Below are 24,884 nucleotides of genomic sequence, written 5' to 3' on the forward strand. Positions count from 1 at the left end.
TCTATAAAGTTGAATAACTACATAAAATCTCCGTTTTGCGATTTTGACGGATAAAAAAATGGATTTGGAAACGGAAAGATTGATTTTAAGGGAATGGGAAAGTAAAGATTTGGAACCGTTTTATAGAATGAGTTCTAATCGAATGGAATGTTACCCAAATCCATTGACAAAAGTAGAATGTGAAAAATTTTTTACGAAAGTAAAAATCTATTTTAGAGAATTAGGGTAGGACCTTGAGTATTACTCATAACTATATAATAAAGTACCTAATATTTTGTATGGAATCAGTGTTTTGTGATAAATTAACGGTATTTAATTTTATAGAGATCAGTAGAAATCAAAAAAATGGATCAGCCAGACTGGTTTTTTGAAAGTCTCTTTTTCGGTTTTTTACTCCCGCAATTGAAATTGGATGGAGATTGAATTCTAATTTAGGGTATACAACCGAGGCAGCATCAGTTATGGATTCGATGAGTTTAAATATTCAAAGATTGTTTCTTTTACTTCGGTTTTAAATATTCGTTTCGAGTCCGTGATGAAAAAGATAGGACTTAAAAAAGGACCGTTTTATCATCCAAATCTTCCCGCCGAACATAGATTATCCGAAATGTTCTTTACCAAATTACCGATTCAGAATGGAACAAACTAAAACGTTTTTCGTACTGATATTTTTCGAAGTTGCGGAAATAATAGAATTACTACTTGATTTTGATTCAGAATCCATAGGTTTTTTTCTTAACTTGACAGAATGGATTAAGAACTTTTTTGAAAATAAACAGACTTAAAGACAATATTGAAATGGACCAGAACTGAGAGTCGGGTAATATTTACTTCTGAGATTGGACACTTACTCAAGTAGATCTCAAATTTTGTAATAGTTCCTACATTTTTAGAAAAGTATTTTTATTTGTCTTTTTATTCTTTTTCCTAAATTGATAAACGCGGGTGTGTAGAAATAAAAACTCCTTCCAAAGTTTTTCAGAATTGTCGAGTACCTAAAACGCGATCCATAGAGAGCGTTTTGCTGAGTTTCCACCGATCCATAGAGCACCAATAGAAGTGAAACGCTGAGTTTTTCGAACGATGTGAGATTGAGTTCACAAAAATGTGGGAACTCTTACAATTTTTAACTTCTTCCAAACTATAAAAATGAATCCTAAATGCAGCGCTTTCTGCGGGAACTCACGCTAAATTTTCAAGTTGTAACTGTCATTTTTCTTGCCAAGAATTTTGATTTTAATGAACATTGTTAATTATAGTAATGAACGATGTTCATTAAAGGAGAAAAACGAAAGTGAAAAATAAAACAAATCATTTACCAAAAGAAACTTTAGGTTCGGTTCGGGAAATTCTCTCTGACGAGACTTTTGCAAACCCAACTTATAAGGGGGTAGGCTATTTTTTAAGAGATCTGTTTTTTTTCGCCCTAGTGGTGGTTTTACTTTGGAATGTGAATGATTGGTATATTCTTCCATTTTTATGGTTTTTTGCAGGGATGACTATTTCGGCTTTATTTGTAGTGGGACACGATTGCGCTCACGAGGCGTTGTTCAAAAGTAAGTTCCTTCAATATTGGATCGGACAAATTGCAATGCTTCCTTCTTTGCACGCATATAATCAATGGGGTTATGGACACAATAGAATTCATCACGGCCATACGATTAAAAGACAAGCCGACTTCGTATGGCATCCAACTACGAAGGAAGAGTATTTTAAATTTGGAATATTCAAAAAACTGAAGCATCAATTTTTTTGGTCCACTTTAGGCGGCGGTTTTTACTATATGATAGAAGTTTGGCTGAAGGGAATGGTTTTGTTTACCGCTCCCTTGAAAGAGGCTAAAAGAGATAAATTGATTATGCTTTCTTTTGCGTTTATTTCATCAGGTTTGATTTTTTATTTTGGAGCTTCTTCTATTCCCGGAGTTTTTGATATGGGGGCCGGTTTATGGATGTTTACAAAGGTTTGTTTGGTACCGTTTATCGCCTGGAATTATTTTATGGGAATTACGGTTTATGTACATCATGTTCATTCGGAAATTCCTTGGAAAACGAAAGAAGAATGGACTCCGTTTTATGGACAAATGAAAGGAACCGTCAACTACCATATCAATCCGATTATGAATTTTTTCTTCCATAATATTTTCATTCACATGCCTCATCACGTTCATATGAAAATTCCATTTTACAATTTGAAGCGGGCTTTGAATGAGATTAAGGTTGTCTATGGAGATTATGTTTTGGAAAAGGATACGATTTTTGGAGATTATTTAAAATCAACTTCACTTTGTAAGGTGATCGATTCGGATACTGGTAAATGGATGACTTATAGAGAAGCCCAAGAGATATCTATAAAAGAGAAAAATTTAGAATCTGTCCCAGTTTGATATTTTTTTAATATTTAAAAATTCTGTCGTAAAAAGTTTTTGCTATCTAAGGTTTTGGGATTTGAATTTAAAACTTGTCCCAAAACTAGACGATAGCTTTTAGAAATTTCTAATAAATTGTCAGTAGGTTCCCGATAACTTACGTTATATCTGAACATTTGTAACTTTCAAATTATTCGTCATTAGAATTGTTGAAACTTCATGTGTAAATATTAGTAAAACAGTATTATCCATTTACTTTAATAGAGTTTTTGAAAAATTAACTTCCTCATTTTGTTTCTGTTATATTGAAATGGGCAATTGAAGCAGTTTTGTTAATCCTCGCCATGGAAAAACCTAATGAATAAGAAAATTAATTTTTCGAAAACTCTATTATTAAATTCTCATAACCTTTTATTTGAGGTTTTAGAGTAGACTCAAATTTTTTAAATCAAAGAGTTTATCGGAACACTACGTTCAAAAAGTATAGGGATTCTTACAATTTTCGATCTTGTCAAAAAATCTATAAATCATTCCAAGAAACACAATTTGTGGGAACTGCTGCAAATCACGATTTTACGAACTTATACTTTTAGAAATTCTTTCTCATTTACTTACTCCAAGTTCAATTTGACTTACAGTTTTTTAAAATTATTTTGTTAGATTATTATAATTTTTGCATAAGTCTCTGGGTTTTCTGGAAACTGAGTAAATCATTTCTGCTCTACCCAATTGTGATTTATAATAGAGTTATTGAAAAATTCTATAGCGAAGATTGACAAAATTGTTTTAATCTTCTGTTTTCATAAAGCAGAAACAGATGGAGATTGATTTAAAAAAATTCTATTATTTGAATATTATAAATTTAAAAACAAATTAGGTTCTTCGTTCTCAGAATTTGGATGAGAAAGGCTGATTCCAAGAAGTCGAATCGGTTTAATTGCTGATTTTTTTCCGTATTTGGATTCGAAAAACTCCTCAAAAAGATCCGCTGCGATTGAATAAAGTTCATCCGCTCCAAAAATAGGTTCCGATAGAGTTTTAGATCTCGTTTTTAAACTAAAATCGTAAAATTTAATTTTAAGAGTGAGGGTTTTTCCGGCGAAGTCTTTTTTTTCCAATCTTCTTTCTACTTCAATGGCGACATCTTTCAGTTGTTTGAGCAAATCATCATAATCTAATTTATCTTGATCAAAAGTGTTTTCTGCTCCAAGAGATTTTCTTTCCCGAGAGGATTCGACCATTCGCTCATCCTCACCTCTGGAAATTTTATAATAGTAAATTCCCATTTTGCCAAAATGTTGAATCAGTTCTTCTATATTTTTTGTTCTTAGATCTTTTCCAGTATAAATTCCTAATTCTTTCATTTTCCGCGTTGTGACTTTTCCAACACCGTGAAAACTGCTTACTGGTAACGGATCGATAAAAGAAATTACGTCGTTCGGAAGAACGACTGTGAGCCCATTTGGTTTATTTTTTTCAGATGCGAGTTTAGAAATAAACTTAGAATTACCTACACCTGCGGAAGCGGTAAGTCCAGTGCGTTTAAAAATTTCCGCACGAATTTCTTTTGCAATAGTTACTGCAAATGGAATATTCTTTTTATTGAATGTAACGTCCAAATAACCTTCGTCTAAGGAAAGCATTTCGACAAGATCCGTATATTCCAAAAAAATCTTTCGAATCTGTCTGGAGACTTCCTTATATACTTCAAATCGGGGAAGAACAAAAATTGCCTGAGGGGCAAGTTGTGCCGCTTTCGAACAAGGCATTGCGGAATGCACTCCGAATTTACGAGCTTCGTACGAAGCAGCCGAAACCACCGATCTACTGTTAGGAGGACCACCCACAATCAAAGGTTTGCCTTTATATTCTGGAAAATCTCTTTGTTCTACAGAGGCATAAAATGCATCCATATCCACATGAATGATTTTGCGCGTTTCCATAAGCGATTTCAGTCAGGTTATAAATAGCTAAACATTTGTAATGTCTTTTTCAATTTCTATTCCTTCTGTTCGGATCAAGGTTAAAATTCGAACTGAATCAGCTCCGTTTTGGATTAGAATTCTCGCTAACTCGTTTGCAGAAGCACCTGTCGTAAACACATCGTCGATCAAAAGATAATTTCCTCTTAACTTTCCTTTATATTCTTTTTTGATTTTAAAAGCAAGTCTTGCGTGTATAAAACGATCCGCTAAACTTTTGCCTGCTTGTTTTTGGTCGCTTGTTTTTTCGATCGGGTTTATCAAAGGAAACGGAAGAATATTCCGTAGTTTTTTTAAAGCGAAATCGCAGGACTCGAAAGGCCTTTGTTGATTTTTAGAATACCATTTTGTTTTTGTGGAAGGCATAAGTAGAATTCCTGAAAAATTCAGATGTTTCCAGGACTTTAACTCTTTTTTAAGACCTAAACTAAGATAAATGGAAAGAGAATAGACAGATCTTAATTTGATACAATTGATTACCTTGGCTAAAAAAGGGGTTCTATTCCGTAAGAATTTTAGTTCTTCAAAAAATACGTTTCTAGAATTGCAATAGAAACATTCTTTTGAAGTTTGCACTTCTTTACAAATTTTGCATAAAGTCTGTAAAGAATTCGAAACGTTGGAATGTTTTCTGTGACAGAGTTTACAAACACCGATTTTAGAAGAAAAGTAATCGAATTTTCCGCAAAATTCGCAGTTAACTGGTAAAAAAAAATCTAAAAGTTTATAGAGTTCCATATAAATTACGGTTCTCTAAAATTCTTAAAAGGAATAAAAAAACCCGGAATTTTTCCGGGTTTTTAAATAGTTTAGATTTTTTTAAACTCTTATTTTTTTGTAGGTTGAGTAGGTTTGGTTGCGGGTGCCGCTGCTGGAGCGGGAGCAGGTTTCGATTCAGACGTAGATTGACTTCCGTTATTTGCCCCCATTTCCACTTTACGAATTTGTGTTGTAGGTGGATTTACATCCACTGAGAAACTTACCTTTTTGGTTTCGCTTTCGTTTCCTACATTATCAATCGCTTTGGCTTCGATTGTATGTTCACCTTGAGCGTCGATTGTGATCGGTTCTGCATAAGGAACGAAATCTGAATTTTTATCCATTTTAATTAGAATTCTTTTAATTCCAGATTGCCCGTCTACCGCTTTGATCGCAAAAGAATTTCCTTTTCTGGAATATGTTTTTCCATCAATGATTACCAGAGGTGTGTTTCCTTGGATCTCAACTTCTGGTTTTATGTCATCCAAGGTTACTACAAGAATTGCCTCGGAAGAAGAGTTTCCGGAATTGTCCATAGCGGAATATTTAATCAAATTCACTCCAGCCTTTTCTAATTTAATAGGCTGGTTATCATAAGTTCTCATATCTCCGCCGTTGATGGAATATTTAATTTCTTTTACTCCAGAAAGGGCGTCGGTTGCGGAGATTGTATAAGTTACATTTTTGGAACCGAAGTTATATCCGTCCAAATTGTAAAGAATTTCGCTCGGAACGATTTTTACAGTCGGGGCGGTGTTGTCCACAACGACAACGAGCGCTTTAGCTGGTTCTTTGTTTCCTGCTTTATCCACGGCTCTATAAGTAAGTCGGTTAACACCTTCTTTTAAAATCGTAATTGGAGAAGTATATTTTGCGTAATCCATTTCGCCGATTTTATATTCGATATAATCAACTGTGCTGGAGTCGTCTTGGGCGGAAATTTCAAAAGAACTTTTTGAGTTCACATAAAGATCCGCTTTTTTAACTTCTTCTCCCTGAGTCGTCCCAGAATTTTGAGAAGTTTTTGCAGGAGTGGAACTCCCGGATTGTCCTTGAGTATTTGCCTGAGGAGTAGAGCCTTCGTCCAGATCTTCCTGGGCAAAAAGCGCTACGTTAACAAACATGAATAAAGCGATCGCGAGTCTTACGAGAGTAGAACCCTTCATTTTACACTCCTGTGAATTAGGTAATTAGTTTTTTGACGATATTCGGATATTGGAAACCTTTGGAAGAAGCTGTCAACTGATTCTATGAAAAAAAAAGACTTCTCAAAGATTTCATTTACCGAAAGGAAAAATCACCTTTTCCTTGTAATACTATTTTTCATTTTAATTTTCTTTCCTTTGAGATCGCAAGACAGATCTTCGGCGGAAATTTGGAAACAGATCGTCGTAGAAGATTTTGAAACGAAAGAATGGAATTCTAAAAATCTCAAAACAAGATTGTCGAAAGAATATGAGCCCGAAATCAGAACTTCTACATTGATGCTCAGTCCGGAAAGAAATTCGACTAAAAGTTTACTTTTGGAAGTTCCAGCGGAAAAAAATCAATCTTTTGAAATATTATGGGAGCAAACTTGGAAAACAAAAGGGTTTGTACAAGAATTTCAATTTCATATCTATTCTTCGGGATCGGGAGCGTCACTTTACATTTTGCTCAGAGATTCCACATTAGAAGTTAAGAAAATACTAATTACTCATCTCAATTATGAAGGATGGAAAAAGATCAGACTCAACGTAATTCGAAAAATCAGACAGGACGAAATACTATTTTCTAAACAGATACCGATCGAATTTTTAGGATTATTGTATGAAGCGCCTTTTACTATGAAACGTGGAACAAGAGATTTATTTGCAATTGATGATATTCTTGCGATTGTCAGAGATAAAAATCGAATGTTTGTAGATGAGAATCGATTGATACGATAGATAAAAAACTTCAATTACTCTGATCTATCTTACTGAAGTTGAAAACAAATTGGTTGTATCAAACGCCTCTTTATGAATAGAGTTGTAGTTCAGATCAACAAAATTGTTTTAATCGACTGTTTCTAGAAAACGGAAAACTGATGGAAAATTGAAAATTAATTTTGAGTCTGTCTCAAAACCTCTATAAAATCCTAAAAGAACCAAAATTTTAAAAAAAGGGCCTAAGTTTTGGGAAGGTTTTAATGTGTTTCTTACTTGAGAGTTATCTATAATGTTTAAAAATTTATAATGTGACTTAATCTGTGGGAACTACCGCAAATCGCGATTTTACGAACCAATTTTGAAATTGTAGGAACTCATATTCAAATTAGTCGCATTTGGGAATTTGCGAACTTTCGAACGGTTCTAATGTCGTTCAATTTTCGTAATAGTTCCTACATTGGGCGGTTTTGGACAAAGTTCTTAATTAAAAAATGAATGTTTAAAAATCTATACATTGTCGCAATAGACGGTTTTTGTGGGAACTACCACGCTTTGTGTTTATGCCGTAAAATAATTGATTCAAAAATTTAAGATGAATCTTTAAAAAATTTATTCAACAACTTGTCCTAAAACTTGCAGAACGACCATAGACGTTTTAGTTTCACAAAAATGTGGGAATTATTACGGCGGAAACTATCATAACCAAAGATTATAAGCCATCTTAAAAATACTTATCTGTAAAAGGCCGAATTCTAAGATATTTTTGAAATGTCTTGTACTTAGAGCTATATAATAGAATGCCAATGTTTTGTTTTGGAATTGTTTCTTTTTTGATAAAACGTCAAGCCCCAATTTTATAGGGATCAGTAAAAAAGCTGTAAATCATACTATATAACGGTTTTTGTGGGAACTCCAGCATCTAATTAGAAATTTCTAAAAGATGATTGTTTATGTTTTAAGGGCAAGTCCTAAATCATATTGTAAAATGCTAATCATTTAGATTTGTTGAGTTTCATTTTATAAAACTTTAAATTAAAAAAATCTCTATAAGATGAAATTTTAATTTGAATGGTCGTAAAATGAAGAAAACATATAGAAATTTGATAATCAAATTGAAAAGAAAAACCAAGTTTGTAAAGATGATCATAGATCAGTAGAATATCCCGTTTTGGTATATTCTATTTCAGGATTTAAAATGAATGCGTTTTGTTTAAATCCTTACATTCACGGGAAGCCAAGATTTTTTGTAAAAATTTAATTGCGGCCAGAAAAAACTCTAATCTTACTCAGCTTGAAGTTGCAAAACGTTTGGGCGAACCTCAGTCTTATATTTCCAAAATCGAATCCGGGGAACGAAGATTGGATGTGATCGAGTTCTGGAGAATTTTTAAAATCTTAGGTAAATCAATCGAGTTTTATTTTCAGTTTGACGAAAAACAGGACGGTTCTGAGAAAAAATCAAAAACTTTAAAAGTGGCTAGTCATAAACGCAAAAGAAAATGACGTTTTGTGAATTCGCCTATCGTAAATTTAAGAATTTTGTTTTTAAAATTTCAGAGGAAATTAGCCTTAAAATTGTGGGAACTCCCAGGTTTTTTAATAATGTGAGTTCGATTATGAATAGGGTTGTTGAAAAAATTCCATAGTGGCGATGAACAAACCCGCCCTAGTCGACCGTTTCCGTAAAAAAGAAACAAATGGAGAATTAATTTTTCAACAACTCTATTTAGGATTTGTTTGTAAAATCGTAATCTGAGGTAGTTCCCACATTTTTGGAATCGATGTGTAAAGTTCAGATTCCAATTTTTTTCAGAATCCTAGATTTCTCTACGAACTTACGTTAAAATATAAATTTGTGAGAGTTCCCACAGATTAAGTCTCATTACAGATTTTTAAATATTCGTAATTCAATAGGTTGTAATTTTCGCATTTTAAGAATTTGTTCGTAAAACTCGGATATGTGGTAGTTCCCACATTTCATTTTTTACAGAAAAATTAGGTTTTATAAAACGAATCTCTTACGCGGAACTCAGAGATTTTTGATTTAAGATCGTTTTTTGATCTATCTATTTAACGTAAGTTCGATATAACAAATGCGAAAGGGATCGATGAATGAACTAAAGCACAACGCTTTCCTAAACTCAGCGTCTCACTCCCCGAACTCAGCAAAACGCTTTTTACGAAAGCGTTTTAGGTCGTTCGACAGGTCGCTTGGAAACTCAGTTTTACAGAGGATTTGTAGGAATTCCCACAGATTTATATTGAGATCTAAATATTTGTGGGGTTGCTATGAATTTGTAGGAGCTACACATTTTATTTAAGGCAAATTAACGCGAAAGGGATCGATGCGAGGTAAATAAATTGAAACTAAGATGATATTTCGTATAACGTTTTCTGCATGCAATTTATTGACCAAAGCTGAGAGCCCGGTCCGGCTGCCTGTGGCAAGCCGGATTCGCCCCAATTTTTTAGACCGAACTCACGTTTTTTAAGTAAGAAATTCTCTTTTTAGATTATTTACGTCAAACTCACGTTAAGTTAACAAACAGTGTCCGTTTTAAAAAGATAAAAAGTTTCAGATTATAAAACATTTTTGTAATCTTTTGAAACAAATTTAATTCTTTTATAATTCGAATTCTTTTTGTTCCAAATAAAGAAAATCAAAAAAACGAGTTGAATTCCTTTTTTATATGATAAGAATTTGATCCGATGAAAGCCAAAAAATTAGCGGAAATATTGGGTGTAGAACTTAAGGGTGATGGGGAAATAGAAGTCAACGGAATTGGGGATATTGAAAATCATTCCGATATTTTATCCGATCGAATTTATTTTATCGAAGCGAAAAAACATCTAATTGGTAATCCGAAAGTAAAACAAGTTCAGTTAGCGCTTACGATTCCTTCTTTGGCCGGTGAGTTTCCTTCAGCCTTGGTGGTTGTGGAACAACAGGCAAGACTTAAATTTATAGAGTTGCTTTCTCTTTTTGAAAAGAAGCCGAAACTTCCCCCTCCATTTATTTCCGATAAGGCGAGTATTCATAAAAATGTCCGTTTGGGTAAGAACGTTACGATTATGGATTTCGCTGTGATTCATGAAAATACAGAAATCGGAGATAATTGTTTTATTTATCCAAATGTTGTCATTGAAAACGGCGCGAAGATTGGTGAAGGTACTGTTTTAAAATCTGGGGTTGTTGTGGGTTATGGTTGTATTCTTGGAAAGTGCAATCTTATTCACGCCAATACGGTGATCGGTGCAGATGGATTCGGTTTTTATGATAAGGAAGGGATACGTTATAAAATTCCTCAGATAGGAAATGTAGTCATTGGAGATTATGTTGAAATGGGAGCGTGTTGTACTGTAGATCGGGCAACGATTGAAACTACAACTGTCGGAAATCATACTAAATTTGATGATCATGTTCACATTGCTCACAATTGTAAAGTAGGGAATTACGTATTTATTGCCGGTGGAACTGTTCTCGCCGGTTCTGTTACTTTGGAAGATGGAGTTATCATGGGTGGTCAAGCTGCGGTTTTACAAGGAATCACTATGAAAAAAGGTTCTATTCTTATGGGTATGTCTGCTCTCGGCGAAGACAGCGTTGAGAAAGTTGCTTATTTTGGAATTCCCGCAAAACCTGCAATCGAAATGCATAGGATTCATTCTTCGATGTCTAAACTTCCGGAACTCGTAAGAGAACATAGAAATCGTTCTAAAAATTCGATTTAAATTTAGAGATTTTGTTTTCTTTTAGGATGTGGGAACTCTCGCAAATTTGGATTTTACAGTGAAATTTTAAAAATGTGGGAACTCCTTCGAAATTGAATCACGAAAAAATTGTTTTAAGAACCAGCAAATTGTCGTAAGGCGACGAAATTTGTGGGAGCTATTACATTCGGGTTTTATAGTTTAATTCTAAGAATTGTATATGGAGTTCCGACGATCTAAATTTTCAGTTTATTTGTAAATTACTACTTTTAGAAAAAATCTTTCAAAGCTCTTATATCAAACTCAGATCAAGTAAGGATTGAATCTAATTTTCCATTTTCAAGATTGGTAAAACGGTTCATCATCATGTCTTCTAACAATGCTAGTACAAAATTTTATTTTTTTCTTGTGATCGCAATGATCTCGTGGGGATTTGCCTGGCCTTCCGCTAAACTCATCGTAGGGGACCAACATCCAAATGTGATCATCTTCTGGAGATTTTTGGCGACTGCTGTTTCACTTCTTCCAATCGTACTCTATAGAAAGGAATCCTTTAGGTTACCGAGTCTCAAAGTATGGTTTCAAGTTATCATCGGTGGAGTTCTTTATACAGTCTACAATCAGTTTTTTCTTTTGGGTTTAAAGAATGGGCTTGCCGGAGCGGGAGGTGTTCTTGTGACCACGATGAATCCAATTTTTACTTACGTGTTTGTTCATACTTTACAGAAGAAATTACCTTCCATTCGGGAAGGGATTGGGCTTTTGTTTGGTGTGGTAGGTGGTTGTATTCTTCTTAAAATTTGGGAACTAAATTTAAATTCTCTATTCAATTCTGGTAATATCTTCTTTATTCTTTGTGCATTTAGCTGGGCTTTTTTAAGTATGAACAGTCATAGTGCGGGCCAAAACGTTTCTCCACTTTTATATAGTTTTTATGTTTTTGCGATTGGAACCTTATTGGACTTCTTTATTGCACTTCCGTACGGATTAGAAAAAGTATTGGATGCCGGAATTAATTTTTGGTTTCATATCCTTTATCTTTCAGTGGTTTCTACAACTTTCGGAACTACGGTTTATTTTTTTGCTTCTTCTAAGTTGGGTTCTAGAGCTGCAAGTTCGTTTATCTTTTTAGTTCCCGCAACGGCTCTTTTGGGGAGTTGGATTTTTCTGAATGAATATCCAAGTTTTACTACTACTGTAGGTGGAACTTTTGCCATTCTTGCTGTGTTTCTGTTAAACCGAAATCAGAATAGCAAAAATAGAAAGATATAAACGATGATCTTTTAGAAATTTCTAAAAGCCATCTCAAAAATACTTTATCTTTGTTTAAAATACCGAATTCTGAGATATTCTTGAGAATAGCTTCTGATCAAATACTGGAGTTTCCACAGAAATCGGGTTACATCTATATATTTGCGAACTTTTCAAGTAATTTTAAGTTTTGGGACAGGTTGTATAGAAATTGTAATTCAAAATTAGACCTAGTCAGAAATATATAAAAGAGTACTAATATTCTACTTTGAAATAGTGTTACGATAAAAATTTAAAGTATTCAATTTTATAGAGATCAGTAAAGGAGATTTTTTTGTTATGAATTCTAAGTCGGAAGAACGACCAAAGATAGCTGTGATTGGAGGAGGAGCAGCAGGTTTTTTTGGCGCCATTCAAATCGCTTCCGAAGGAATTTGCGAAGTTACCCTTTTAGAAAAAGGAAAACAATTTCTTTCTAAAGTAAAAATATCGGGCGGAGGAAGATGTAACGTTACGCATCATTGCCTTGATCCCGAAGCTCTGAGTAAAAATTATCCAAGAGGAGAAAGAGAGCTTCGTTGGGCTTTTGAAACTTTCGGACCTAAAGATACGATTCGATGGTATGAGGAACGTGAGGTATTTTTGAAAACCGAAGCGGATGGAAGAATGTTTCCAATTACTGATTCCTCTGAAACAATTCTCCAAACTTTGTTTCAAGAGGCAAAAAAAAACGGAGTAAAATTGAAGACAGACATGGAAATTCATTCGGTGACTTTCGAATCGAATTCCAATTTTCGAATCAAACTTAAAACGGGAGAAATATTAGAATTTAATAAAATACTATTTGCCACCGGTTCCGGTAGAAAGGCTTGGAATTGGCTCAATGCGCTTGGGCATACAATAGTAGAGCCCGTACCTTCTTTGTTTACTTTTAAAATTTCAGATGCTCGTCTGGAAAATTTGTTTGGACTTGCCTTTGAGAATGTGGAATGTTCTTTGATTGAATTTGGTTATTCACAACTGGGACCTCTGTTGATCACACACTGGGGTCTAAGCGGACCTTCAGTCTTAAAACTTTCTGCAAAAGGTGCGAGAGAACTTTTTGAGAAAAAATACGATACAACTTTAAAAATTAATTTTGTTCCTGGAATGAAAAAGGATGAGGTTCGAAAAAAGATCGAAAAAGAAAAAAATCTTCATCCGTCCAAATTTGTTTCTAAAACTCCAGTCTTCGGTATTTCCAGGAGATATTGGGAAAGAATATTAGAAATTCATTCTATAGATTTTTCTAAAAAGTGGTCTGGGTTGTCGTCTAGGGACCTGCACGTAATTACCGAAGAACTAACCGATGCAAGATTTAGAATTTTGGGAAAGGGGGAGTTTAAAGATGAGTTCGTTACTTGTGGTGGAGTAAGTCGTAAAGAAGTGAACTTTAAAACTATGGAAAGTAAAATTGTTCCAGGGATTTTTTTTGCAGGTGAGGTTTTAGACGTGGACGGAGTTACTGGAGGTTTTAATTTTCAGAATGCTTGGACCACTTCTTATATTGCGGCACGTGGTATTTTGAATTCGATTTAGAATTTTGTCTTCGTCTCAAAATCTTAAATAGTTCCCACCGATTTAAGTCGCATTGTGAATTTTTAAATATTCATTTTTCGTAATTGGAATTTGTGTTAGTTCCCACATTTTATTTTTTACTCAAAAATCAGGTTTTATAAAGTGGATCTATTGTTTTGAGTTTTCTTCTGGTTTTATTTTCACTGGATTTTTTATGGCTTTTGGATGCTTTTCGGAGATTTTGTTTTTTTACATTTCAATTCTGGATAGTATTTTATTTGTGTTATTCGCCATTTTGGTCCTTTTTCAGAGGCGACCAAATAACGTGAGTTCGACGTAAGAAAATCTGGGCGAATAAAAAACTCAATGCAACCTTCTTAGAGGCGTCGTTGCAGCTCGCATATTTCAAAGCTAAAATGACTTGCGATCTAAAACGCGATCCGTAGAGAGAGTTTTGCTGAGTTTCAAACGCGACCTTCGGAATTTCCAAACTCAATGCGGATCGCAACATAATAATCGCTTTCGCATTAGTTATACCGAACCCAAGTTAATTAAAAAAAATGAATATTTAAAAGATGACGGTTTCTGTGGAGCTACAGCAAATTCAGGTTTCACGAATAAATTTTAAAACTACAATTTTTATTAACAAAATAGTATCAAAAAACATAATTATCCCGAATAAGACGGTTTTTGTGAGAACTCACACAAATTCCAGTTTTGCAGTGAAATCCTGAAAAAAGTAGGAATTATCGTAAAAACAAAATCAAAAAGGCCAGGGATTAGGATAAGAGGAATAACCCAAAAGATTTCCGTCCGGATCCTTAAAGTATTTTGTATATTCGGTTTCTTGAATCCAATTGGGAAGGTTTTTAAAATCTTTGGATTTTAAATTGGATATTGAAAAGATCAAAGCTTTTGGACCTTTGGGAATATGATCAAATTCTAACATTAAAATTGTATTACCTGCTGCAAACCAAATAGATCTAAGAGAATCATCCGTATTTTTATTTACCCGTATTTTTTTTAAACCGGGAAGAGATATATAAAATTTTTCAAGAGTTTCTATATTTGGAGAACCAATTGCGATATGATGAATCATTTTACGATTAAATCATTATAAGTGGGATTTCTGTTTAAAAAAGTTACCACATAAGAACAACTCGGAATGATTTTTTTATTTAAGGAACGTGCCTTGTCCAAAGCAGTTCGAACGAGGTCTGCCGCAAGGCCTTTGCCTCTGAGTTCAGAAGGAACGTAAGTAGAAATTAAATTCCAAATATTACCTTCCTTTCTATAAAAAAGATAGGATTCAAACCCATCTATTTCGGTGTAAAACTTTGATTTCTCTTCGGAGTGAATAATGATTGGATTCATTCTTCAATTCTAAGATCCGTTAGGAATTTCATCAACCTGAAAGAAGAAAGTATTTTTCCAAAACTTACAGAAATTCAAGGTTTCCCACGGCTCTATGATTTAACTAATTTACTGATTCCTATAAAATTAAGTACCATAAAATTGTTATAACAAAGCGTGTTCCAGAGCAAAGTTCTAGATACTTATTATATAGTACTAAAAGCCGGTCTCAAAATTGTTTGTAGAGAGAAAGGGTAATAATATCAATGTGAAATGGACAAATATTATTCAGAGATACCGGATGCACTTTGGAAACAAATAGCCCCATTAATCCCGAAAGAAAATGTAAATCCGAAAGGAGGTCGCAATCGAGTACCAACACGAGTAGTAATGTCAGGTATCATCTATCGAATGAAAACAGGCTGTCAGTGGCGTGCCATTCCGAATGAGTTTGGATCAGGCCAAACTTGTCACAGAAGATTTCAAGAATGGGAACGAGCAGGAGTATTCAAAAAGATTTATAAATCTATTTTAAAATATTATGATGTAAAGAATCAAATAGCATGGGACTGGGCTTCGATGGATTCGGCAATGGTTAAAGCTCCCAAAGGGGGAGCTTAACTGGGAAAAACCCTACAGACCGTGCCAAATTAGGTGTTAAACGGCATATTCTTACAGATGGAAATGGAATTCCTTTGGCAATTACATTGACTGGAGCTAACGTTCATGACAAACACGGTGTAAAAGATACGTTGAATTCAATCCTAATATTTTCCGGAAAAAGAAGAAAGAAGCCAAAACATATTTGTTTAGATAAAGGTTATGATTTCAAAGATATAGAAGTTTTAATCAAAAGAAGAAACATTCAATCTCATATTCGGAAAAAAGGTGAAAAGCCTCTCATCGGTAAATATAAAGGAAAACCTAGACGTTGGGTCGTTGAAAGAACTAACAGTTGGCACAATCGATTCAGGGCTATCCTAATTCGTTGGGAAAGAAAATCTGAAAATTATCTTGCATCTCTTTATCTCGCAAGCTCTATCATTGCTTTTAACTTTTTTGATAGGTAGTTTTGAGACCGGCTCTTAGTAGGAATAAAAACAGTGTTTTCGAAAAAAGGCGACGCCTTTTATTTTTGTTACTCGGAACTATATAATAAATATAATGTTTTTGCAAGGCATTTGAATTTCAGAAAAAGTTCTTTTTGTCGCTCTCGAAAAAAATCGTAGTATCGTATCTAAATCTTTCGAGAGCGAGTAGAAGGTTTTTTAAGATCAATTTTTAGTTTAGCTTTTCTTCGATCAAAGAATCTACGGAAGCTTTTCCACCACCTTTAACCAAAAGTACCAAGGAAATTCCTACAAAAAGAAGGTGAAACTCATATCCTTCTCCCTGTTGATTTCCAAACCAGTTCATAAAAAATCCGTTCGGTATATGCATTAGTGCCGCTCCGATCATGATTATTCCGATCCCAAAGGCGGACAATCTTGTCAGAAAACCGAAGATAAGCCCGAGTGCTCCGAGCGCTTCTCCGATGATAACTAAAAATGCAATTGGTGCAGGGATTCCCATTCCTGTAAAAAATCCCATGGTACCCGAAAATCCGTAACCTCCGAACCAACCCAGTAGTTTTTGCGCTCCGTGTGGGAATATTACAATTCCTGCAACTACTCTAAGGATTAAAGATCCTAAGTCTGAATCCGTTTTAAAAAATTTTTGAAGCATTTTATTTCCTCCTAAATGATTCCAGGTTTATTCTTTGATGGTAAATAATTTAAATTCAAAGTATTGAGTATATTATTTAAATTGGGAATTGTTTTTTTGGTAATGTAAAAACTTTCAAGTATTTCACCAGGGCAGAATGTAATATAAAATCTGTCGGAAATAAATTTGTCGAAACGTTTTTTGTAAATTGTGTTTCGCAAAGATAAAATTGTATAACACGTATTAAATAAAGAGAATTTGCACTATCAATTTTTAATCCAGAGACTTTTCTAGATTTTTTGTTAAAGAAAAAAAACTCTCGATTGCAAAGTATATATTCTAATATTAAACTATTTAGATTCATATTATTTTACTCAAAGTTATATAATAGAGTCGTTGAAAAATGAATTCTCCATAGGTTTCTTTTTCATGGAAACGGTCAATTGAAGCAGTTTTCTTAAACTGAAATATGGAATTTTTTCGAAATTCATGGTAATCTAATATATAGGTCCTTAAAATTTGTTCTTATGGAAGCTCCAAATTTTTTTAAAATCAATACGTTAACTTTAATATTCTTTTTTTGGATAAGTAAAAGATTCATATTGTTTTCAATCCGATTTCTTTACAAAAATTCCCTAAATCCAAAAGTTCATTTTCTGATAAATTTCCGAATTTATGAACTAAAGAACTTAATAAGTCAGGAAACGCTTTCTGAATGAGTTTTTTTCCTTCAGAAGTTAGATGAATGATGATATAACGTCTGTCTTTTTCGCTTCTAACTCTTTGTACCAACTTTCTTTTTTCGAGGTTATCAACGATCTGAGTAATATTGCCTTCGCAGGAAAATAATTTTTGTCCGATTTCTTTTTGGCACATTGGACCCAAATGGAGTAAGGTTTCTAAACAACCGAATTGACCTGTGGTCAATCCATACTTAGAAAATACTTTTTCTTCCAATTGACGGATCGAGTCGGAACACCGGCTGAGTTTGATAAACGCATTCAAAACCGCTTTTTCGCGACTATTTCCTTTGTAGTGTGTTCCCATAAATACTTTAAATTTAAACTATTTAATCTTAAACTACTTGTACAGTCAAGGAATTTTTAAATTCAAGATTGTTTCTATTTGTAATTTCTATGTTTTGGAACTTGTGCAACTATTCAGTGGTTTTTTAGTTTATGATTTAAAACAAACACCAGAAGATTTTCAAGTTCAGGAAATTCTTCCTCCGGATTTGATCCAAAAAAACGGGAAATGGACGATCTTTAGACTTCAAAAAACTGGCTGGAATACGTTAGATGCTCTTTTGAGGATTTCTAAGGAATCTAAAGTTTCTATTTTTGAAATTGGTTATGCCGGAAAAAAGGATCGTCACGCCTCTACCTCTCAATATATAAGTTGTCAAAAACCTTTGAGGGTTCCCAAAGAACTCGCAAATGTAATTCGATTGGATAAAATCGGTTTTAGTAGAAAATCTTTAAGTACAGAATTAAATGTTGGCAATCGATTCAGCCTTGTTCTAAGAAATTTGCTCGAAAAAGAAATCGAATCGATTCAAAACAATTTCGCAAAGATTTGTAAAAACGGTTTTATTAATTATTACGATTCGCAAAGATTTAGCCGTTTTCACTCTGAGTTCCGACTTCCAATTTTACCGTTTTTAAAAGGGGACTCGGAGACTTGTCTAAAGTTGATTCTGACCGATCCTTTCCCCGGAGAAAAAAAACAGGCTCGGGACAGAAAAAAAAATCTTCATGATCTTTGGGGAAATTGGTCTCAGTGTGAAAAATGGTCTAAGAGCAAATTGGAAAAAAATATTTTCTCCAATTTAAAGAGAGAGAAAAATCCGACACAAAAAACGTATTCCGATTTGATTCTTCGATTCCCGGAAGAAGAATTATTGATGTTAGTTTCTTCGTTTCAGTCTTTGATCTGGAACGAATTCGTATCCGAACTTTTCACTTCCGAAAATTCTGTGGGAGTTTGGATTAAAACGAAAACCGGCCCTTTGTTTTTTCCGGGAGAATCCTCTATTGAATCCGTTTCATTTTCCAAAAATCTACCAGTTCCAGGTAATCCAGGAATTTCTAAATTAGAATATTCTAAAAAAGAAATGAATATTTTAAAAGAAATATTGTCTCGAAACGGTTTGAAAGATACAGTTTTTGATAATTCTCCTTTTCCAATTGTAAAAATGAATTCTTTTGAACGAAAGATAAAAATATTTCCAAATGATTTTCAAATCGGAGATTTTGAAGAAGACGATCAACATACCGGAAAAAGAAAAGTTAAAATATCTTTTCAGCTTCCTTCAGGAGTGTATGCAACCATGTTGATTAAACGGTTGATGCTTAGATCGAATCTTTGACGTTCGTTTTCTAAATTTTTTCTTAAAATGCCGAAACTTAAAATAGAGTTGTTGTATTGAATTTTGATTCGCTCAAATTTTTTTTCTGAATTCACATGATTTAATTGTTAAATAGGTACTTTATTATGTAATTCTGGATAATGGAAAAAGATTAACTTTTTAACAACGTCTAGTAAATTTGTAAGCATGTAGTTGCTTTTATATTTTATTAGAAATTTCTAAAATAGCATCTTTCATGGCTCTCAAGATTTTGGGGTAGATCAAAGTTTCCTTTCTGAGAATTTCTAATAAATCTAAGAATTTGTACTAAAACTGTTCAATGTGGGAACTACTTCGAAAATTGAACTGCTTGAAAGTTAGTAAATTGCCAAATGTGACTTAATTGTAGAAACTACTGAGTTTTATTAAAAATTTCTAAAGAATGATCGTATAAAATTCTTTTAGATTTGGGACAAGTTAGAGTATTTGAAAAATGAATTCTTCATCTGTTTTGTTTCTATTTCGTAGAAACTGTAGATTAAAACAATTTTGTTGATCTGAACTGTAGAATTTTTTCTCTAAACATAAAAGTTCTTAATTTTAAAAATTTCGATCAAATTCAAAAAGAATAATCTATTCATCTTATATAGAGTGTTATAGTTCTGAGACGACTTACTAGAGTTGTTGAAAAATGAATTCTCCATCAATCTCTCTTTGATGGAAACAGTCGATTGAAGCAGTTTTGAACTATGGGATTTTTCAACAACTCTACTGTTTTTGGGACAGAAAATTGGACACTTGACAATTTAGTTCTAAGTAAAATTAAACTTCTAAATGAAATTATTCTTTTAAAGACTATATAAAAGAATACCTAATTTTGTACTCAAACATGTTTTTGTGATTGTGACACTCAATTTTATAGAAATCAGTAATGACATCATTAAATAAAAAAATCCATTTTATTATAGAAGTTTTTCAAAATCTCTATAATAAATCGTTTCTATCAAATTCGAAATTCATTTTATAAGAGTTATCTTTAAAAAATTTTCAAGAGAAGTTTGATTTAAAGAACACTATAAATCACTCAAAAATGACTTAAAATGTTTCAAAGTGATGTTTAAAGACAAAAGGAAGATTTTTGAGATGGTTATTAGAAGGCAGTAATAAGTATAGATTTTGTAAAACCAAACTCATTCTTCTTTGTCCAATCATTCAATTTAAAAGAACCATAAAAGGAAAAATCCTTGTTCATGGTGACGAAACTATCATGCTGTCAGAAAATGACGCAGCTCAAAAGATCCCTCAATTTATTCGATTCTATATCTCTTATGTTTAGCTCCATGGTAGGGCCGGGGATTTTTATCACAACGGGATACATTCTTCATCAGGTTCCAAATCCTAATATCGTTTTGCTCGCTTGGATTTTAGGAGGATTTCTTGCGGTAGCGGGAGCAATGTCTTATGCAAAATCTGCTTCACTTTTTCCTTACGCGGGAGGAGATTACGTTTATCTAAAAGAAGCCTATTCGCCGATTGTAGCATTTGCGAGTGGATGGCTTTCTCTTTCTATCAATTTTTCGGCATCTATTTCTCTCTCTGCATTAGCATTTTCTAAATCGCTTTTTTCACTGATCAACCCTTCTTGGGATATTTATTTTTTTGAAATCCCTTTTTTAGGATTAACGATTTCGATTGGAACCGCGCAGATTTTGGCGATGAGTGCAATATTTGTATTTACGATTGTCAATTTTTTCGGAATTTCAATTGCATCTAGAATTCAGAATTTATTCACAAGCGTAAAAATTTTAGGTTTAGTATTTTTTGTAATTTTGGGATTTGTAATCGGAAATTATGATATTTCTCGTTTTCAATCTTTCTCTTTGTTTCCTTCTAATTTAAAAGGTTTTGAACTTTTACTCGCGGGAGTGATTCCGGTAACATATTCTTATCTTGGATGGAACATGATAACTTACGTTGCCGAAGAAGTAAAAGATCCGGATAAGAATATTTATAAAGCGGTTTTGTATTCCTGTGCGTTAGTTACTATTCTTTATATACTAATGAACTTTCTTTTTTTGAGTTCGGGATCGCTTTCCGAATTATCGGGAGATAAAATAGGAATTACCGCGTCCTCTGCTCTTTTTGGTCCTAAGGCAACTATTTTTATCACTGTTTTTATTTGTTGGGCGTTTTTAGCTTCAATCTCCGCTTATATCATAGGAGGTTCAAGAATTTACTTTGCTATGGCGAGAGACGGATTCTTTTTTCAGAATATGGCAAAGCTGCATTCTAAACATAAAAGTCCTTATATGTCGCTTCTCTTTCAATGTTGTTACGCTTGTTTATTTTGTTTTGTAAAAGAGATCGAAAGTCTTCTCTATCTAATTACTTGTTCCACTTTACTTCTCGCTACGATTACAGCTTATACGCCGATTCTTTTTGAAAAAAGAAATTATAAATTGAAGTTTAGAATTCCAGGATATCCTTATACAACTTATTTATATATCGCTTCCAATCTTTGTATTATCGTGACGTTACTTTGGAATAAATCCACTGAAGCCTTTTGGGGAATCGGCTTTACGTTTCTTTCTATACCGATGTATTACTATTTTAAAATAATGCAAAATACTTTATCAAAAAAATCTACTATTCTTGATACTGAATCTCCAGAAGTTTTGGCAACGAGTTTGCTTCCAGAAAACGAACCGGTTCCGATTACCAGTGGAGAGCCGTAATCGAAATTAATTTTTACTTTGAAGATAAAATATAGATTCAGACTTCATTCTATCTTAGGAATTGTTTCTATTTTACTTTTAAGTTGTAAAACTTTTCTAGTTATATTCAATAATTCAAATTCTTTACTTTCCCAGGATCTTTTTTTGGTCTTAGGAAAAATAGGAATCTTTTTGGGATTGCTCGCATTTTTTACAGGCTGTGGATTGGGAAAATATAGTTACGTTCAAAATTCTAAATATACGGAAATACATATACTTTTTTTGTTAGCCGGTTTAATTTTGCAAGTTCCGAGTCTTTCTGAAAATCATTTTAACTTTTACGCTAATTTAGCGGCTTGGTTGGGTTATCCTTTGATTTTAGTCGGTTGGATTTATGGCAGAAAAATTCGACAAAGGAAATAAGATTTTACCTCAAAAATCTACTCGGAGTTATATAATAAGACACCTAACGCGAATTCGACGTAAGAAAATCAGGGCGAATCCGGCTCGCCACAGGCAGCCGGACCGGGCTCTCAGCTCTGGTCAATAAATTGTATGCAGGAAACGTTATACAATAATCGTCTTTAGTTTCAATTTATTTACCTCGCATCGATCCCTTTCGCGTTATATCAAATTCACGTTACCTGATATTTTACTTTAAAACAACGTTTTGCAATAAAAACTTACTGCGTTCAATTTATAAGAATAGAGTTGTTAAAAAATTCCATAGTTAAAATTAACAAAATTGCTTTAATAGACCGTTTCCATAAAACAAAAACTAAGTGGCGATTCATTTTTCAACAACTCTAATAAGTAAAAGTGCAGAAAGGGAACTTATACAATTTTTAGTTCGAGATAGCTTTTTCAAAATCAGGATCGCGCCTAAATTCTTTAAAATCCCTCTCCATTCGAAACGAACTCGAAGGTTGTCCTAACGCGCGTGCAAGTCGAACGGATTCGAGCAATGACTCTTTATTTCCGGTTAATGCGTGATAACAAGCTGCGTTAAAATGGATACGAGGATTTTTTAGATCTCCTTCCAGTAAACCGAAAGCCATTTGAAAACATTCTGCGTCTTTTGTATTGGCGGCGAGAGCCAAAAGGTCCGCTACAAATCTTTCGGGGAAATTTTTTTCCAGTGGGACACCTTTGGTTTTATCCGTTTCGTGTCGCGTACGAAAATCGTTTTTAAGTTCGGTGATTTTAGTTATAGCGAAACTTTTCGCTTCTGAGTATTTACTAAGTGTAAGAAAATGATCAAGTTGTTGATACGTTTCTACAATTACGTCTGTTACAACTTGTGTTCTGGCGGGTTCATTTTGTCGATTTGCATCTTCTTCTTCAAAAATGTTTTTTAAACGGTTTAGAAAAAGTGTACCAATATTGATATCACCTAATGTTTCTGGAACTCCAAGAGAATGATCAAAAAAGTAAAGTTGTTTTTCTCCAAGAGAATTTTTCTCTTCGGGGTTATAAATCCACCAGTTATTAGATTCAGTCAAAGGGGAATAAACGTCAGAAGCGTGTGTCGGCCAATTTTTTCCTGCATTAGCAAGGTAATTTGGTAGAAAACCTCCATGGTTTCCTAAATACAAATCATATTCGTCAATTTTAATATACTCATGTTTTGATAATTTTTCCTGAAACGACACGGGCCAGTTTAAGTATTCAGTAGGTAATTGAGAAATTGGCGGACCACATTTTACAATAAGGTTGTAGTCTTTAAAATAAAGATTCAATTCAAAATTTTCTTCGTCGATCTCCGGCTCCTGTTTGTCTATCTTATCTATAAATAGTCTGAGAGTTTTATCGGCACCGGGGCTATCCGCTAAATAGGAGAAATGTTCGGTCAAATTTTTAGAGTTTACTAGTTTCCTCCATTCTTTAAGAAAGCCAGAAGAGACAGATTTTTTTGTATCGACTTGGGTTCCTTGTTCTATATAACCTTTTTTTAATTTTTCCGTGAGTAATTTTGTAGCTTCTTGAATACATTTTTCTTCGCTGTCAAAGTTTTTTGTCTGGCTTTGTCCAGGAGTTCCACTTTTGCCATATGTGACTGTAAATGTATTCCCCGAAGTTTCTATATTCCAGAATTTATCAGATTGATTATCTTGGAACGTTAGTTGGTGTTTCATTGAATTCCTTCTTTGATATGGATTTGAATAGATTAAGTTTGAAAAATTCTTTCTAAAAATTTAGATATAACAGAGCTTTTGAAAAATTCCATAGTTCAGATTAACAAAATTGCTTCAATTGCCGTTTCCATGAAACAGAAACTGATAGAGAATTAATTTTTTAACAACTCTAATATTACTAAGTCGTATGAAAATAATATTATGAATTTCTTTCTAAAATTAGTATGTAGGATCGTTTACGGAAAAAATAAAATTTTGCAAGTGTCCAATTGTTAAAATTTCTAAATCTTTGTAAAATTGATCCTTAATTTTAAATCCTATTTTTGTAAACTTTCGTAGTAATAACGAAAATAGGATTTAAAGTCTGTTCCAAAATTGTTAAAAGCGTATAGGAAGAACATCGCTTTCGTTTCACAAAGCTTGTGGGAACCTCAACTGCTTTAAAGATGGAAAAACAGTTTAAAAAATGAATCTAAGTTATTTCAAAAATTTTCTGGAATTCAACATAGGAATTGTATTCACTATGTTGTCGAATTTGTGGGAACTATTACGTTTATCAAATATTGATTCGAACTTTTTAGATTAACGGTGAAAAAACGATGTAAGAATTTATAATCACCTAAAGAGACATAATTTATATCTTCACAAAACCAATTTGCTAGTTTCAATTTTCTGCTTTGTGCAGTAAGAAAAGAATTTTTACAAAATACATTTGACTTAGAAAGATGTGATTTATACTTTGGTCCCTACGGCTGTTTCAAAAATGAGACAGCCCAATCTGTATAACTGGATAAATTTTTTTCTTCGTTTGGATATTCATTCATACTAAGTAAAAGAAATTCTTTTCGGGAAGCATTGAGTTCATTCACAACATATATACTGCGATAGAGATGTTCTTGGAAGTAGAGGTGCTTTCAGGAACACAAATGTAAAGATTAGTAAAGACAATTTTGATTGAGTTGATGTTGCGCACGAACGAGATTCGCGTGATATCATATTTCGAACGAGATCGGTAATTCAAAAAATTTTTACAGCTACACATCATTCTACATGGTTTAAGAAATGCTTCTTCTCATGATTGAGAAGATAGCCC

Annotated in this window: 18 protein-coding genes and 2 pseudogenes; 11 read left to right on the forward strand and 9 right to left on the reverse strand. The window is 33.4% G+C overall.

All coding sequences use genetic code 11. The features are described 5' to 3' along the window. The first annotated feature begins 58 nt into the window (after window positions 1-58). Together LEP1GSC059_RS24180 and LEP1GSC059_RS08665 are read left to right on the forward strand one after the other, a co-directional pair. Window positions 59-706 (forward strand): annotated as a pseudogene (locus LEP1GSC059_RS24180) (GNAT family N-acetyltransferase). Window positions 707-1,294: 588 nt separating this feature from the next. After that, window positions 1,295-2,386, forward strand: a complete 1,092-nt coding sequence (locus LEP1GSC059_RS08665; protein ID WP_020980555.1) for a fatty acid desaturase — start codon at window positions 1,295-1,297, stop codon at window positions 2,384-2,386. Between the two features lie 836 nt (window positions 2,387-3,222). On the opposite strand, the gene dinB is transcribed toward LEP1GSC059_RS08665, so the two are convergent. The 3 genes from dinB to ompL47 all read right to left on the reverse strand — a co-directional run bounded on the left by dinB (window position 3,223) and on the right by ompL47 (window position 6,275). Further along, the gene (dinB, locus tag LEP1GSC059_RS08670) at window positions 3,223-4,311 is read right to left on the reverse strand and encodes a DNA polymerase IV (protein WP_017213965.1); all 1,089 of its coding nucleotides are present in this window, start codon (window positions 4,309-4,311) and stop codon (window positions 3,223-3,225) included. A 27-nt stretch (window positions 4,312-4,338) separates the two neighbouring features. After that, window positions 4,339-5,088 carry a ComF family protein gene (locus tag LEP1GSC059_RS08675; protein ID WP_017213966.1) on the reverse strand — a complete coding sequence of 250 codons (750 nt, stop codon included), beginning with the start codon at window positions 5,086-5,088 and terminating at the stop codon, window positions 4,339-4,341. Window positions 5,089-5,177: 89 nt separating this feature from the next. Continuing rightward, window positions 5,178-6,275 (reverse strand): multi-beta-barrel domain surface protein OmpL47, encoded by a 1,098-nt coding sequence (gene ompL47, locus LEP1GSC059_RS08680; protein WP_002180218.1) that lies wholly within the window; start codon window positions 6,273-6,275, stop codon window positions 5,178-5,180. Window positions 6,276-6,359: 84 nt separating this feature from the next. On the opposite strand from ompL47, the gene LEP1GSC059_RS08685 reads away from it, so the two are divergent. Both LEP1GSC059_RS08685 and LEP1GSC059_RS08690 read left to right on the forward strand, forming a co-directional pair. Further along, the gene (locus tag LEP1GSC059_RS08685; RefSeq protein WP_002180210.1) at window positions 6,360-7,037 is read left to right on the forward strand and encodes a flagellar filament outer layer protein FlaA; all 678 of its coding nucleotides are present in this window, start codon (window positions 6,360-6,362) and stop codon (window positions 7,035-7,037) included. 1,188 nt (window positions 7,038-8,225) lie between these two features. After that, window positions 8,226-8,522 carry a helix-turn-helix domain-containing protein gene (locus LEP1GSC059_RS08690; RefSeq protein WP_002180128.1) on the forward strand — a complete coding sequence of 99 codons (297 nt, stop codon included), beginning with the start codon at window positions 8,226-8,228 and terminating at the stop codon, window positions 8,520-8,522. A 1,035-nt stretch (window positions 8,523-9,557) separates the two neighbouring features. On the opposite strand, the pseudogene LEP1GSC059_RS24185 reads toward LEP1GSC059_RS08690, so the two are convergent. Beyond that, window positions 9,558-9,739: pseudogene (locus LEP1GSC059_RS24185) on the reverse strand (hypothetical protein). On the opposite strand from LEP1GSC059_RS24185, the gene lpxD reads away from it, so the two are divergent. The 3 genes from lpxD (at window position 9,729) to LEP1GSC059_RS08705 (ending at window position 13,559) form a co-directional block, all read left to right on the forward strand. Then, the gene (lpxD, locus tag LEP1GSC059_RS08695) at window positions 9,729-10,751 is read left to right on the forward strand and encodes a UDP-3-O-(3-hydroxymyristoyl)glucosamine N-acyltransferase (RefSeq protein WP_017213970.1); all 1,023 of its coding nucleotides are present in this window, start codon (window positions 9,729-9,731) and stop codon (window positions 10,749-10,751) included. The pseudogene LEP1GSC059_RS24185 and the gene lpxD sit on opposite strands and share 11 nt — an antisense overlap. Before the next feature lie 345 nt (window positions 10,752-11,096). Then, a complete protein-coding gene (locus LEP1GSC059_RS08700; protein ID WP_017213971.1) occupies window positions 11,097-12,002 on the forward strand; it encodes a DMT family transporter in 906 nt (301 codons plus the stop codon). A 318-nt stretch (window positions 12,003-12,320) separates the two neighbouring features. Beyond that, window positions 12,321-13,559, forward strand: a complete 1,239-nt coding sequence (locus LEP1GSC059_RS08705; protein WP_002180132.1) for a BaiN/RdsA family NAD(P)/FAD-dependent oxidoreductase — start codon at window positions 12,321-12,323, stop codon at window positions 13,557-13,559. 742 nt (window positions 13,560-14,301) lie between these two features. Here LEP1GSC059_RS08705 and LEP1GSC059_RS08710 read toward each other — a convergent pair. Further along, a complete protein-coding gene (locus LEP1GSC059_RS08710) occupies window positions 14,302-14,637 on the reverse strand; it encodes a VOC family protein (RefSeq protein WP_002180224.1) in 336 nt (111 codons plus the stop codon). Further along, entirely contained in the window at window positions 14,634-14,912 is a 279-nt protein-coding gene (locus LEP1GSC059_RS08715; RefSeq protein ID WP_002180136.1) for a GNAT family N-acetyltransferase, read from the reverse strand. The genes LEP1GSC059_RS08710 and LEP1GSC059_RS08715 overlap by 4 nt, the downstream gene beginning before the upstream one ends. Before the next feature lie 309 nt (window positions 14,913-15,221). On the opposite strand from LEP1GSC059_RS08715, the gene LEP1GSC059_RS22990 reads away from it, so the two are divergent. Further along, window positions 15,222-15,961, forward strand: a protein-coding gene (locus LEP1GSC059_RS22990; RefSeq protein ID WP_238323699.1) for an IS5 family transposase whose coding sequence is annotated in 2 segments (ribosomal slippage) — window positions 15,222-15,510 and window positions 15,510-15,961 — 741 coding nt in all. Because the reading frame shifts where the segments join, the coding sequence is not laid out codon by codon here. Window positions 15,962-16,172: 211 nt separating this feature from the next. Here LEP1GSC059_RS22990 and LEP1GSC059_RS08730 read toward each other — a convergent pair. Both LEP1GSC059_RS08730 and LEP1GSC059_RS08740 read right to left on the reverse strand, forming a co-directional pair. After that, window positions 16,173-16,616, reverse strand: a complete 444-nt coding sequence (locus LEP1GSC059_RS08730) for a DoxX family protein (protein ID WP_002180229.1) — start codon at window positions 16,614-16,616, stop codon at window positions 16,173-16,175. 576 nt (window positions 16,617-17,192) lie between these two features. Next, the gene (locus tag LEP1GSC059_RS08740; protein WP_017213973.1) at window positions 17,193-17,642 is read right to left on the reverse strand and encodes a MarR family winged helix-turn-helix transcriptional regulator; all 450 of its coding nucleotides are present in this window, start codon (window positions 17,640-17,642) and stop codon (window positions 17,193-17,195) included. A 94-nt stretch (window positions 17,643-17,736) separates the two neighbouring features. Between LEP1GSC059_RS08740 and truD the strand changes: the two genes are divergently transcribed. The 3 genes from truD (at window position 17,737) to LEP1GSC059_RS08760 (ending at window position 22,079) form a co-directional block, all read left to right on the forward strand. After that, the gene (truD, locus tag LEP1GSC059_RS08745; RefSeq protein WP_155243418.1) at window positions 17,737-18,963 is read left to right on the forward strand and encodes a tRNA pseudouridine(13) synthase TruD; all 1,227 of its coding nucleotides are present in this window, start codon (window positions 17,737-17,739) and stop codon (window positions 18,961-18,963) included. Between the two features lie 1,307 nt (window positions 18,964-20,270). After that, on the forward strand, window positions 20,271-21,677 hold the full coding sequence (locus tag LEP1GSC059_RS08755) for an APC family permease (protein WP_020980558.1): 1,407 nt from the start codon (window positions 20,271-20,273) through the stop codon (window positions 21,675-21,677). Window positions 21,678-21,695: 18 nt separating this feature from the next. Further along, window positions 21,696-22,079 (forward strand): hypothetical protein, encoded by a 384-nt coding sequence (locus LEP1GSC059_RS08760; RefSeq protein WP_017213975.1) that lies wholly within the window; start codon window positions 21,696-21,698, stop codon window positions 22,077-22,079. Between the two features lie 422 nt (window positions 22,080-22,501). Here LEP1GSC059_RS08760 and LEP1GSC059_RS08765 read toward each other — a convergent pair whose 3' ends face one another. Further along, complete coding sequence (locus LEP1GSC059_RS08765; protein ID WP_017213976.1) at window positions 22,502-23,791, reverse strand: WGR domain-containing protein; 1,290 nt, start codon at window positions 23,789-23,791, stop codon at window positions 22,502-22,504. Window positions 23,792-24,884: the final 1,093 nt, after the last annotated feature.

It is taken from the genome of Leptospira noguchii serovar Panama str. CZ214 (genome assembly GCF_000306255.2).
GTDB lineage: Bacteria > Spirochaetota > Leptospiria > Leptospirales > Leptospiraceae > Leptospira > Leptospira noguchii.